Below are 12,129 nucleotides of genomic sequence, written 5' to 3' on the forward strand. Positions count from 1 at the left end.
ACGGCCATGAGCACCCAAGCGGTTCTGTCCGCCCAGGGGCTGGTCAAGCGGTTCGGCGGCTTCAATGCCGTCGACGGCGTGTCCCTGGCCCTGCGGGAAGGTTCCATCCATGCCTTGATCGGCCCCAACGGCGCCGGCAAGACCACCTGCTTCAACCTGCTGACCAAGTTCCTGACGCCCGATCAGGGCGCAATCCATTATCGCGGCCGCGACATCACCGCGCTGGCGCCGGAGCAGATCGCGCGCCTGGGCATCGTGCGCTCGTTTCAGATATCGGCGGTGTTCCTGGGGCTGACCGTGCTGCAGAACATGCGCGTGGCGCTGATGCGCCAGCATGGCGACGGGATGCGGTTCTGGCGCAGCCGTCGCAGTGTCGATCGCCTCAACGACCGGGGCCTGGCCCTGCTGGATGCGGTCGGTCTGGCGGGCCTGGCCGACACCACGGCGGCCCTGTTGCCCTACGGCCGCAAGCGGGCGCTGGAAATTGCCATGACGCTGGCCCTGGAGCCTGAAGTGATGCTGCTGGACGAGCCAATGGCCGGCCTCGGCCAGGAAGACGTGGCCCGCATCGCGGCGCTGATCCGGCGCGTGTCGGCCAACCGCAGCATCCTGATGGTGGAGCACAACCTGTCGGTGGTGGCGGACCTGTCCGATTCCATTACGGTGCTGGCGCGCGGCGCGGTGCTGGCGCAGGGCGACTACGCCACGGTGTCGCGCGACGAGCGCGTCATTACCGCCTACATGGGCGCCGACGAGGGAGACGACTGATGCTGTCGATCAAGGACCTCAACGCCTGGTACGGCGAATCGCATGTGCTGCATGGCGTCGATATTGAAGTGCGGCGCGGCGAACTGGTCACCATCCTGGGCCGCAACGGCGCGGGCAAGACCACCACGCTGCGCGCCGTCATGGGCATCCTGGACAAGCGCCGCGGCTCGATCCTGTTGAATGGCCAGGAAACCGTGGGTATGGCGCCGCACCGCATCCCGCGGCTGGGCGTGGTGTATTGCCCGGAGGAACGGGCGGTGTTCCGCAGCCTGGATGTGACCGAGAACCTGCTGCTGCCGCCGCGCCTGGCTGATGGCGGCATGTCGCTGGACGAGATCTACACCCTGTTTCCCAACCTGCGCGAACGCAGCGCCAGCTCCGGCGGCAACCTGTCGGGCGGCGAGCAGCAGATGCTGGCGATCGCCCGCATCCTGCGCACCGGCGCCCAGCTGATCCTGCTGGACGAGCCCACCGAGGGGCTGGCGCCGGTGATCGTGCAGCAGATCGGGCAGGCCATCCGCACGCTCAAGGAGCGCGGTTTCACCATCGTGCTGGTGGAGCAGAATTTCCGCTTCGCCACCAAGGTGGCCGACCGCCACTACGTGATGGAGCACGGCCGCGTGGTCGACCAATTGTCGGCGCAAGAGGCGCGCAACGATCCCGAGCGGATCGCGCGCCGCCTGGGCGTCTGAGGGGGAGAATCCTGTGTTCGAAATTTTTGGCGTGCCGTCCACGGCACTGTTCGGCCAGCTCCTGCTCGGCCTGATCAACGGTTCGTTCTACGCCTTGCTCTCGATCGGGCTGGCGGTGATCTTCGGCCTGTTGAACATCATCAACTTCGCCCATGGCGCGCAGTACACGGCGGGCGCGTTCCTGGCCTGGATGCTGCTCAATTACCTGGGCGTGAACTACTGGGCCGCGCTGGTGCTGGTGCCGCTCATCATGGCGGCGTTCGCCATCGTGATCGAGCGCGTGCTGATCTCGCGCACCTACCGCATGGACCATCTGTACGGCTTGCTGCTGACCTTCGGGCTGGCGCTGCTGATTGAAGGCGGGCTGCGCCAGGCCTACGGCGTGTCGGGGTTGCCGTACACCATCCCCAAGGCGCTGACGGGCGGGGTCAACCTGGGCTTCATGTTCCTGCCGTGGTACCGCGGCTGGGCGGTGGCGGTGTCGCTGGTGCTGTGCCTGGCGGTGTGGGTGCTGATCGAGAAGACCCGGGTCGGCGCCATGCTGCGCGCGGCCACCGAGAACCCGACCATCGTGCGCTCGTTCGGCATCAACGTACCGCTGTTGATCACGCTGACCTACGCGCTCGGCGTGGCGCTGGCGTCGGTGGCCGGCGTGATCGCCGCGCCCATCTACCAGGTCAGCCCGATGATGGGCTCGAACCTGGTGGTGGTGGTGTTCGCGGTGGTGGTGATCGGCGGCATGGGTTCCATCATGGGCGCCATCGTCAGCGGCTTCGGGCTGGGCATCATCGAGGGGCTGACCAAGGTGTTCTATCCGGAGGCCGCCAACCTGGCGATCTTCCTCATCATGGTGCTGGTGCTGCTGTGCAAGCCTGCCGGCCTGTTCGGCAAGCCGCTGCAGGTGCAGAACGTGCTGGCGGCCGAAGCCACGCGCGAACCGGTGCAGCTGGGCCGTCGCGCCATGCGCTGGAGCATGGCGGCCCTGGCGCTGGTGGCGCTGGCCGCGCCCTGGTTTGTCTATCCCACGTTCCTGATGAAGGTGCTGTGTTTCGCGCTGTTCGCCGCGGCCTTCAACCTGCTGGTGGGCTATGTCGGCCTGTTGTCGTTCGGCCACGCCGCCTTCTTCGGCGCGGCGGCCTATGCCACCGGCATTGTCATGAAGCTGCTGGGCGCCACGCCCGAACTGGGCCTGCTGGCCGGGGTGCTGACCGGCGGCCTGCTCGGGCTGGCGTTCGGCGCCATCGCGATCCGGCGCCAGGGCATCTACTTCGCCATGATCACGCTGGCGCTGTCGCAGCTGGTGTACTTCATCGCGGTGCAGGCGGGTTTCACCGGCGGCGAGGACGGCTTGCAGAGCGTGCCGCGCGGCAAGCTGTTCGGTCTGTTCGACCTGGACAGCGTGATGCCGATGTACTACTTCACGCTGGCGGTGTTCGCCCTGGGTTACGCCTTCGTGCTGCGGGTGTTGAACTCGCCGTTCGGCGAGGTGATCCGTTCCGTGCGCGACAACGAGCAACGGGCCCGCTCGCTGGGCTATTCGACGTCGCGCTACAAGCTGCTGGCGTTTACGTTGTCGGCCTCGGTGGCGGGGCTGGCCGGCGGGCTCAAGGTGCTGGTGTTCGGCGTGGCCTCGCTGACCGACGTGCACTGGCACGCCAACGGCGAAGTGGTGCTGATGGCGCTGCTGGGCGGCATTGGCACGGTGTTCGGTCCGCTGGCCGGCGCATTCACCTTTGTATCGCTGCAGAATTACCTGGCGCCGCTGGGGTCCTGGGTGCTGATCGTGCAGGGGGCTATCTTCATCCTGTGCGTCCTGTTGTTCCGCGACGGCATCATGGGGCTGGTGTCGCGCGCCTGGCTGGCCGTCGCCCGTTCGAAAAAGGAGTCGTGATGTTCCTGCATGTCGTGATGCTGCAGCTTTCCGGCGCCGCCGACGCGCGCTTCCATGAACGGGTGCAGGGATACTGTGCCCGCATCATGGCCGAATGCGACGGGGTGGCCGCCTATGCCTTCCGGCCCAACGAGGCCAGCCGCTCGGATGGCCTGTCCCATGCGGTGGTGGCCGGCTTCGCCGACGCCGCTGCCCACGACCGCTATCAGGTGTCGCCCGCGCATCAGGAAATGAAAGCCTACATGGCCGACTTCATCACGCGCCTGGTGGTGTTTGACGGGGAAATCCCTACAATTCCCTGAATATTCGCGTTCCCGGAAAGGGATACACTCGCGGATGATTTTTTGCCATCGGACCGTTCCACCCGTCATAGGTTGATAGATCATGGACTACGTATTGCCTCCCCAGCCGCTGACCGCGGTTCCCGTTGCCGGCAGCGCCGCGCTGTTCCCGGTGCGCCGCGTCTATTGCGTCGGCCGCAACTACGCCGAGCACGCCAAGGAAATGGGCTTCACCGGCCGTGAAGATCCGTTCTTCTTCTGCAAGCCCGCCGACGCGGTGTTGAGCGTGGCCGATGGCGAGACCGGCAAGATGCCGTATCCGCCCAAGACCTCCAACCTGCACTACGAAATGGAACTGGTGGTGGTGCTGGGCAAGGGCGGTCGGGACATTCCGGTGGATCAGGCCAACGACTGCGTCTGGGGCTACGCCCTGGGCCTGGACATGACCCGCCGCGACCTGCAGGGCGAAATGAAGAAGCAGGGCCGTCCCTGGGAAGTGGGCAAGGCGTTCGACCTGTCCGCGCCCCTGGGGCCGATCCACCCGCGCAGCGTGGTCGGCACGCTCGACAAGGGCGCGATCTGGCTCGACGTCAACGGCCAGCGCAAGCAGGCCAGCGATATCTCCCAGATGATCTGGAACATCCCCGAAAGCATTGCCTACCTGTCGGGCCTGTTCGAGCTGCAGCCGGGCGACATCATCTTCACCGGTACGCCCGAGGGCGTGGGCGCCGTGGTGCAGGGCGATGTCATCACCGGCGGCGTGGATGGCCTGGGCGAACTTCGCGTCCAGATCGTTTAAATTACGCCCCGGAACCGTTTCTTCACTTCAGGAGCGCCAGCATGCGCAGCAAGATCGTGCTGACCGCCTTCGTCGTGTTCGGCTTCGTACTCGCCGGTTGCAATACCGTGGCGGGCATGGGCAAGGACATGTCGCGGGCCGGCAACGCCATCACCAACGCCGCCGACAAATAATCGTCCGGCCGTGTGGAAAAAAAGCCCCTTGATAGCTCAAGGGGCTTTTTCTTTGGCCGGGCGCGGCGTTACGGGGATTCCCTGCCAGCCGCTCCAAGGGGAAACAGTCCCCTCGGCGGGCAGCTAGCCCACGCCGCGTGACGGCTCACAGCACGTCCCCGGCGTAGTCCGCCAGGCGCGAGCGCTCGCCGCGCTGCAAGGTCACGTGGCCCGAGTGCGGCCAGCCCTTGAAGCGGTCGACCACGAACGTCAGGCCCGAACTGCCTTCGGTCAGGTAAGGCGTGTCGATCTGGGCGATGTTGCCCAGGCAGATCACCTTGGTGCCGGGGCCGGCGCGCGTCACCAGCGTCTTCATCTGCTTGGGCGTCAGGTTCTGGGCCTCGTCGATGATCAGGTACTTGTTCAGGAAGGTGCGCCCGCGCATGAAGTTCAGCGACTTGACCTTGATGCGCGACCGGATCAGGTCCATGGTGGCGGCGCGCCCCCAGTCGCCGTTGCCTTCGCCTTCGCCCATGTTCAGCACGTCGAGGTTGTCTTCCAGCGCCCCCATCCAGGGCAGCATCTTCTCTTCCTCGGTGCCGGGCAGGAAGCCGATGTCTTCACCGACAGGCACCGTGACGCGGGTCATGATGATCTCGGTGTAGCGCTTGGTCTCCAGCACCTGGGTGATGCCGGCCGCCAGCGCCAGCAGCGTCTTGCCCGTGCCCGCCTGGCCCAGCAGCGACACGAAGTCGCATTCCGGGTTCATCAGCAGGTTCATGGCGAAGTTCTGCTCGCGGTTGCGCGCAGTGATGCCCCAGACGTTGTTCTTGCCGTGGGTGTAGTCGCGCAGCGTCGCCAGCACCGCCATCTTGCCGCTGACCTCGCGCACCTGGGCGTACAGCGGCATCTGGCCTTCGAAGTAGACGAACTGGTTGACCACGAACTGCGAACACAGCGGGCCGTGGATGCGGTAGAAGGTGGTGCCGCCCTGTTGCCAGGATTCGACGTCCTTGCCGTGCTTGTTCCAGAAATCCTCGGGCAGCTGCATCACGCCCGAGTACATCAGGTCGGAGTCTTCCAGGACGTGGTCGTTGAAGTAGTCTTCCGCGGCCATGCCCAGCGCGCGCGCCTTCAGGCGCATGTTGATGTCCTTGGACACCAGCACGACTTCGCGCTGCGGGTATTTTTCCTGCAGCGCCCGCACCACGCCCAGGATCTGATTGTCGGCCTTGCCCATGGGCAGGTCCGAGGGCAGGGTGCTGTGGATGGCGGTGGTCTGGAACATCAGGCGCCCGGTGGCGTCCTTGTTGCCCAGCTTGGCCAGTTCCAGGCCTTCGTCCAGCTGGGTCGCGTCCTGCACCAGGGCGTCGAGCGAACGGCTGACCTGGCGGGCGTTGCGCGCCACTTCGGACATGCCCTTTTTCTGGTGGTCCAGCTCTTCGAGCGTCATCATCGGCAGGAAGATGTCGTGCTCTTCGAAGCGGAACAGCGAGCTGGGGTCGTGCAGCAGCACGTTGGTGTCCAGCACGAACAGCTTGCGCGGCTCGTTCTGGGCGCGCGGCTTGGCGCGCTTGGCCGGGGTCGCGGCGGGCTTGGCCTGGCGCGCCTGGGCGCGCGGCGCCGGGGCCGGCGCGGCGGGGGCCGGTGGCGGCACCTGGCGGGCCGGAATCTGGGCCTTGCGGGCGGGATGGGCCATGCCGTCGAGTTCGGGCTGGACCAGCAGCTCGTCCTCGTCGTCTTCGGCCAGGACGGCCTGGGTGTTCGACCGCGCAGCGGCGGTCTTGGTGCTGCGGGCCTGCGCCCGGGCGTTATCGCCCGAGGGGAAGGTCAGGATGGCTGCGGGGCGGGTGGGCAACTTCGGAAGCGGCATATGCGTCACTCTCCAGTATGGGCCGGCTATGGCACCTGACGGGTATTCCTGTGCACGGCTAACCGATGCTCTTGGCGGCCTGCAGGACTTCCTTGGCGTGGCCCGGGACCTTCACCCCGCGCCACTCCTGCACCAGCACGCCATAAGCGTCGATCAGAAAGGTGCTGCGCTCGATGCCGCGCACCTGCTTGCCGTACATGTTCTTCTGCTTGATGACGCCGTACAGATTGCACACGGTTTCGTCGGCGTCGGAGATGAGAGGGAAAGGAAGCTCGTACTTGGCCTTGAAGTTCTCGTGCGACTTCAGCGAATCGCGCGAGATTCCGACCACCACGGCGCTGGCCGACAGGAAGTCGGCGTGCAGGTCGCGGAAATCCTGGCTCTCGGTGGTGCAGCCAGGGGTGTTGTCCTTGGGATAGAAATACAGGATCACGGCGCGACCCTGGCACTGCTCCAGGCTGATCGGCCCGATGGTGCTTTCAGCGGTGAACAGCGGGGCGGGCTTGCCGATGATGGGCATCATCATGTCTGGGGTTCTCCGTTCGGGGGGATGAGGGCGACGACCACGCGCCGGCCCTCCGCCATCAGGATGTTGTAGGTGCGCGAGGCGGCGTGGGTGTCCATGATTTCCACGCCGATGCCCGCGGCCAACAGGGGACGCAGCACTTCGGGGCGCAGGAACTGCTGGCGGCCGCCCGTGCCGACCAGCAGCACTTCCGGCGCATTGGCCGGGCGGCTGGGGGTGGCTTCGGGTTCGTCCAGGAACGCCAAGGGGTCGCGGACGGGTTCGGACAATCCGGCCGCCTGACGCAAGAGGGTGGGGGTGATGTCGGCCGGCGACTGAACGGGCCAAGGGGCAACTTCGCCTTCGGGGCCAAAAGCGACCGAGGAGGAAAAACGTACCTGGTTGACCTCGATATAACCGTCACCGTAGGCGGTGACGGTGTTCAGGGCGGCCGTCGCAGGATCGGTATGCAGCTTCAATAAATACTCCGGCTTTATGGCTCCGATAATAGCGCATCAGGATGGCGGCATGTTGCAAAGGGAATACCCCCACGCCTTGCTCGCTGCGCACTCTGCCCCGCGGGGGCTGCCCGCCCGTGGGGGCGGCCCGGCGGCCGGACAGCATTTTTGCCACCAATTTTGCCCTCAAACAGGCCCTATTTTTGTTCCATTTGCCGCCCAGGCGTCCTTGCGCTAGATTACAGGGTTTTGCTGCGCCGCAAACCTTTGCTGGCGCGGCCTTTGAGCCCGTTTCCCCTTCGCGCCCTCGCGCCCTGGATTTTTGCCCCTTCGCCCCCTAAGGATTCCCATCATGAGGAAGTTCTCTCGCATTGAGCGTTTGCCCCCGTACGTTTTCAACATTACCGGCGAGCTCAAGATGGCAGCCCGTCGGCGCGGCGAGGACATCATCGACATGTCGATGGGCAATCCGGACGGCGCCACCCCCAAGCACATCGTCGACAAGATGGTCGAGGCCACCATCCGCCCGACCACCCACGGCTACTCGGTGTCCAAGGGCATCCCGCGCCTGCGCAAGGCCATCTGTGACTGGTACCAGCGCCGCTACGCGGTCGAACTCGACCCCGATTCCGAAGCCATCGTCACCATCGGCTCCAAGGAAGGCCTGGCGCACCTGATGCTGGCCACCCTGGACCGCGGCGACACCGTGCTGGTGCCCAACCCCAGCTACCCGATCCACATCTATGGCGCGGTCATCGCCGGCGCCAACATCCGTTCCGTGCGCATGACGCCGGGCGTGGACTTCTTCGAGGAACTCGAGCGCGCCGTGCGCGAGTCGATTCCCAAGCCCAAGATGATGGTGCTGGGCTTCCCCAGCAACCCGACCGCCCAGTGCGTCGACCTGTCGTTCTTCGAGCGCGTGGTGGCCCTGGCCAAGGAACACGACATCCTGGTGGTGCACGACCTGGCCTACGCCGACATCACCTTCGACGGCTATGTCGCCCCCTCGATCATGCAGGTGCCCGGCGCGCGCGATGTCGCGGTCGAGTTCTTCACCATGAGCAAGAGCTACAACATGGCGGGCTGGCGCATCGGCTACATGGTCGGCAACCGCGAGCTGGTCGGCGCGCTGGCGCGCATCAAGAGCTATCACGACTACGGCACGTTCACGCCGATCCAGGTGGCCTCGATCGCCGCCCTGGACGGCCCGCAGGACTGCGTGAACGAGATCGTGGCGCAGTACCAAAGCCGCCGCGACGTGCTCGCGCGCGGTCTGCACGAAGCAGGTTGGAATGTGGAAATTCCCAAGGCGTCCATGTACATCTGGGCGCAGATCCCCGAACCCTACCGGGCAATGGGTTCTTTGGAATTTGCCAAGCGCGTCCTGTCGGATGCGAAGGTGGCCGTGTCCCCCGGGATCGGCTTCGGCGAGTATGGCGACGAATACGTGCGCTTCGCTCTTATCGAAAACGAGCAGCGCACCCGCCAGGCGGTGCGCGGCATCAAGGATATGTTCCGCAAGGACGGCTTGCTGTAGGTCCACCCCCGAAGCGCCTGCGGCGCTTCCCCCTCAAGGGGGCATGCTGGCGGACCGGCGGAGCCGGATCCGCGGCATCCCGCTCGGGGAGGGCGCCCGTGGACTGTATGTAGCCGTTATTGCGTGAGTGTTTGGAGAACTGAAATGAATTCCCCTCAACGCCCGCCCGCCGAGGGCGCCGCGATGAATCCCATGAAAGTGGGCCTGCTGGGCCTGGGCGTGGTCGGCGGCGGCACCTGGACGGTGCTGTCGCGCAATGCGGAAGAGATCGCGCGCCGCGCCGGTCGCCGCATTGAAGTGACCCGCGCCGCCGTGCGCGACGTGCCCAAGGCGCGCGCCCGCGTCGGCGACACGCTGCCCGTGGATACCGACGTGCACGCGCTGGTGCGCGATCCCGAGATCGACATCGTGGTCGAGCTGATCGGCGGCGATACGCTGGCGCGCGAGCTGGTGCTGGAAGCCATCGCCAACGGCAAGCACGTGGTCACCGCCAACAAGGCGCTGCTGGCCAAGCACGGCAATGAGATCTTCGCCGCGGCCTCCGAGCGCGGCGTGATGGTGGCCTTCGAAGCCGCCGTCGCCGGCGGCATCCCCATCATCAAGGCCATCCGCGAAGGCCTGACCGCCAACCGCATCCAGTGGGTCGCCGGCATCATCAACGGCACCACCAATTTCATTCTGTCGGAAATGCGCTCGCGCGGCCTGCCGTTCGCCGACGTGCTGGCCGAAGCCCAGCGCCTGGGCTACGCCGAAGCCGATCCCACGTTCGACGTGGAAGGCGTCGACGCCGCGCACAAGCTGACGCTGCTGGCCTCGCTGGCCTTCGGCGTGCCGGTGCAGTTCGACCGCGCCTACATCGAGGGCATCTCGCAACTGGCCGCCGAGGACATCGAGCACGCCGAGCGCCTGGGCTACCGCATCAAGCTGCTGGGCATCACCAAGCGCCGCGCCGACGGCATCGAGCTGCGCGTGCATCCCGCGCTGGTGCCGGCCGAGCGCCTGCTGGCCAACGTCGAAGGCGCCATGAACGCGGTGCTGGTCAAGGGCGACGCCGTCGGCCCGACGCTGTACTACGGCCAGGGCGCCGGCGAAGAGCCGACCGCTTCGGCGGTGGTGGCCGACCTGGTCGACGTGACCCGCCTGCATACCGCCGATCCGGGCAACCGCGTGCCGCATCTGGCGTTCCAGCCGGACGCCATGGCCGACACGCCGATCCTGCCGATCGAGCAGGTCAGCACCTCCTACTACCTGCGCCTGCGCGTGGACGACCAGCCGGGCGTGCTGGCCGACATCGCGCGCCTCTTGGCCGACCGCTCGATCTCGATCGGCTCGATGATCCAGCAGCCCTCGCACATCGGCGGCGCGGACATCATCTTCCTGACGCACGAAGCGGTGGAGGGCAACGTCAACCAGGCCATCGAGCGCATCGAGGCCTTGCCGTTCGTGCGGTCCAAGGTCACGCGCCTGCGCGTGGAGCATTTGGCATGAGGAAGGCCCACCCCCGAAGCGCCTGCGGCGCTTCCCCCTCAAGGGGGCGCCGGCGGCGGCCCGGCGGAGCCGGCTCCGCGCGGCCTGGCCTGGCGGGACGCAGTGCATTGTGGAGTCAATGACATGAACTACATTTCTACGCGGGGGGGCATGGCGCCCCAGCCGTTTTCCGACATCCTGCTCGAAGGGCTGGCGCCGGACGGCGGCCTGGCCGTGCCGGAGCAACTGCCGCAGATCTCGGCAGAGACGCTGGAATCGTGGCGCGGCCTGCCGTACGCCGACCTGGCGTTCGAAGTGCTGTCGCGCTTTGCCACCGATATTCCGGTCGAGGACCTGCGCCGCCTGACCCGCGCCGCCTACACCCCGCAGATCTTCAACAGCGAAGACATCGTCCCGCTGCGCCCGCTGAACGACGGCCTGTCGCTGCTGGGGCTGTCCGAAGGCCCGACGCTGGCCTTCAAGGACATGGCCATGCAGTTCCTGGGCCAGGTGTTCGAGTACGTGCTGACCCAACGCGGCACCACGCTCAACATCGTCGGCGCCACCTCGGGCGACACCGGTTCGGCGGCCGAATACGCGCTGCGCGGCAAGCACGGCGTGGCCGTGTTCATGCTGTCGCCGCACGGCCGCATGAGCGCGTTCCAGCGCGCCCAGATGTACTCGCTGCAGGACGAGAACATCCACAACATCGCCGTGCGCGGCGTGTTCGACGAAGCCCAGGACATCGTCAAGGCGCTGGCCGGCGACCTGGCCTTCAAGGCCAAGTACCGCCTGGGCGCGGTCAACTCGATCAACTGGGCGCGCATCGCCGCCCAGGTGGTGTACTACTTCCACGGCTGGCTGCGCGCCACCGACAAGCCGGGCCAGCAGGTCTCGTTCACGGTGCCCTCGGGCAACTTCGGCAACATCCTGTCGGGCCACATCGCCCGCGGCATGGGCCTGCCGGTGCGCCGCCTGGTGCTGGCCACCAACGAGAACAACGTGCTGGAAGAGTTCTTCCGCACCGGCATCTATCGCCCACGCCCGGCCGAGCAGACCTACGCCACCTCCAGCCCATCGATGGACATTTCGCGCGCCTCGAACTTCGAGCGCTTCGTGTTCGACCTGGTCGGCCGCGATGCCGACCGCGTCAAGGCGCTGTGGGCCGACATGGCGCGCGACGGTTTCTTCGACCTGTCGGCGCTCAAGCCGCAATTCGAGGCACAGTACGGCTTCGTCTCGGGCGCCAGCTCGCACGAAGACCGCCTGGCCACGATCCGTTCGCTTTACGACGAGACCGGCGTGCTGGTCGATCCGCACACCGCCGACGGCGTCAAGGTCGCGCGCGAGCACGTCGAGCCTGGCGTGCCGATGCTGGTGCTGGAAACCGCCTTGCCGGCCAAGTTCTCGGAAACCATCGAGGCCGCGCTGGGCCGTCCGGCCACGCCGCCGGGCAACCTGGCCAACCTGGAATCCTTGCCGCAGCGCGTTGAAGTCATGGACTGCGATGCCGCCGCCGTGCGCCGCTACATCGAGGCCCACGCCAAGGTGTAAAGGCAGCTTGCGGTTGTATGGGGTTGCAACCCCTCGCGGTGTGAGCCGCGAGGGGTTTTTTACTTTCATACGCATTTTGGCCACATGCCGTCACTTTTTTTCGGCGCGCATCCGATACAGTAAATCCACCATTCACACTCGGAGAACACGCC

The 12,129-nt window shown here is 66.3% G+C and carries 12 protein-coding genes; 9 read left to right on the forward strand and 3 right to left on the reverse strand.

Features of this window, described 5'->3' with window-relative positions; translation table 11 throughout:
• Window positions 1-6: 6 nt before the first annotated feature.
• From AruCF_RS05710 to AruCF_RS05735, 6 genes are all read left to right on the forward strand, one after another.
• Window positions 7-768, forward strand: a complete 762-nt coding sequence (locus AruCF_RS05710) for an ABC transporter ATP-binding protein (protein ID WP_049072488.1) — start codon at window positions 7-9, stop codon at window positions 766-768.
• On the forward strand, window positions 768-1,460 hold the full coding sequence (locus tag AruCF_RS05715; RefSeq protein WP_049072489.1) for an ABC transporter ATP-binding protein: 693 nt from the start codon (window positions 768-770) through the stop codon (window positions 1,458-1,460). Before AruCF_RS05710 ends, AruCF_RS05715 begins: the two co-directional genes overlap by 1 nt.
• Window positions 1,461-1,473: 13 nt before the next feature.
• On the forward strand, window positions 1,474-3,351 hold the full coding sequence (locus tag AruCF_RS05720) for an ABC transporter permease (RefSeq protein WP_049072490.1): 1,878 nt from the start codon (window positions 1,474-1,476) through the stop codon (window positions 3,349-3,351).
• Window positions 3,351-3,653 carry a Dabb family protein gene (locus AruCF_RS05725; protein ID WP_049072491.1) on the forward strand — a complete coding sequence of 101 codons (303 nt, stop codon included), beginning with the start codon at window positions 3,351-3,353 and terminating at the stop codon, window positions 3,651-3,653. Before AruCF_RS05720 ends, AruCF_RS05725 begins: the two co-directional genes overlap by 1 nt.
• Window positions 3,654-3,735: 82 nt before the next feature.
• Window positions 3,736-4,431 (forward strand): fumarylacetoacetate hydrolase family protein, encoded by a 696-nt coding sequence (locus tag AruCF_RS05730; RefSeq protein WP_049072492.1) that lies wholly within the window; start codon window positions 3,736-3,738, stop codon window positions 4,429-4,431.
• A gap of 41 nt (window positions 4,432-4,472) precedes the next feature.
• Window positions 4,473-4,604 (forward strand): entericidin A/B family lipoprotein, encoded by a 132-nt coding sequence (locus AruCF_RS05735; protein ID WP_006388428.1) that lies wholly within the window; start codon window positions 4,473-4,475, stop codon window positions 4,602-4,604.
• A 145-nt stretch (window positions 4,605-4,749) separates the two neighbouring features.
• Here the strand turns inward: AruCF_RS05735 and AruCF_RS05740 are convergent, their stop codons facing one another.
• The 3 genes from AruCF_RS05740 to AruCF_RS05750 are packed head-to-tail and all read right to left on the reverse strand — an operon-like array spanning window position 4,750 to window position 7,440.
• The gene (locus tag AruCF_RS05740) at window positions 4,750-6,456 is read right to left on the reverse strand and encodes a PhoH family protein (RefSeq protein WP_054417624.1); all 1,707 of its coding nucleotides are present in this window, start codon (window positions 6,454-6,456) and stop codon (window positions 4,750-4,752) included.
• Between the two features lie 58 nt (window positions 6,457-6,514).
• The gene (locus AruCF_RS05745; RefSeq protein WP_006388430.1) at window positions 6,515-6,979 is read right to left on the reverse strand and encodes a peroxiredoxin; all 465 of its coding nucleotides are present in this window, start codon (window positions 6,977-6,979) and stop codon (window positions 6,515-6,517) included.
• Window positions 6,979-7,440 carry an Mth938-like domain-containing protein gene (locus tag AruCF_RS05750; RefSeq protein ID WP_049072493.1) on the reverse strand — a complete coding sequence of 154 codons (462 nt, stop codon included), beginning with the start codon at window positions 7,438-7,440 and terminating at the stop codon, window positions 6,979-6,981. The genes AruCF_RS05745 and AruCF_RS05750 overlap by 1 nt, the downstream gene beginning before the upstream one ends.
• 331 nt (window positions 7,441-7,771) lie before the next feature.
• Between AruCF_RS05750 and alaC the strand changes: the two genes are divergently transcribed.
• The 3 genes from alaC (at window position 7,772) to thrC (ending at window position 11,977) form a co-directional block, all read left to right on the forward strand.
• Window positions 7,772-8,956, forward strand: a complete 1,185-nt coding sequence (alaC, locus tag AruCF_RS05755) for an alanine transaminase (RefSeq protein ID WP_006393775.1) — start codon at window positions 7,772-7,774, stop codon at window positions 8,954-8,956.
• Window positions 8,957-9,139: 183 nt separating this feature from the next.
• On the forward strand, window positions 9,140-10,444 hold the full coding sequence (locus AruCF_RS05760) for a homoserine dehydrogenase (RefSeq protein WP_049072494.1): 1,305 nt from the start codon (window positions 9,140-9,142) through the stop codon (window positions 10,442-10,444).
• Between the two features lie 123 nt (window positions 10,445-10,567).
• Window positions 10,568-11,977: a threonine synthase gene (gene thrC, locus AruCF_RS05765; RefSeq protein ID WP_049072496.1), complete on the forward strand. Its 1,410-nt coding sequence runs from the start codon at window positions 10,568-10,570 to the stop codon at window positions 11,975-11,977.
• The last annotated feature ends 152 nt before the right edge of the window (window positions 11,978-12,129 follow it).

The organism is Achromobacter ruhlandii (assembly GCF_002082135.1).
GTDB lineage: Bacteria > Pseudomonadota > Gammaproteobacteria > Burkholderiales > Burkholderiaceae_B > Achromobacter > Achromobacter ruhlandii.